A 256-nucleotide genomic window follows, 5' to 3' on the forward strand; every position below is an offset into this window, starting at 1 on the left:
GCGTAATAGCTCACTGATCGAGTCGTCCTGCGCGGAAGATGTAACGGGGCTAAGCTATATACCGAAGCTGCGGACGCGTGCGCTCCTTTAAGTGCACCAAGCTTGTCGATGCGCAGCATCGACAAAGCCACCAACCATGATCGATGGTGGTAAATGCTAGTGGATTTAAAGGAGCGTACGCGTGGTAGGAGAGCGTTCTGTAAGCCTGTGAAGGTGTCTTGTAAAGGATGCTGGAGGTATCAGAAGTGCGAATGCT

1 rRNA gene is annotated in these 256 nt (G+C 52.0%); it reads left to right on the plus strand.

Features of this window, described 5'->3' with window-relative positions:
- Nucleotides 1–256: ribosomal RNA gene (locus tag J8I34_RS34570) — 23S ribosomal RNA — on the plus strand; the annotation flags it as partial.

The sequence above is a fragment of the Cupriavidus phytohabitans genome (assembly GCF_017815025.1).
Classification (GTDB): domain Bacteria; phylum Pseudomonadota; class Gammaproteobacteria; order Burkholderiales; family Burkholderiaceae; genus Cupriavidus.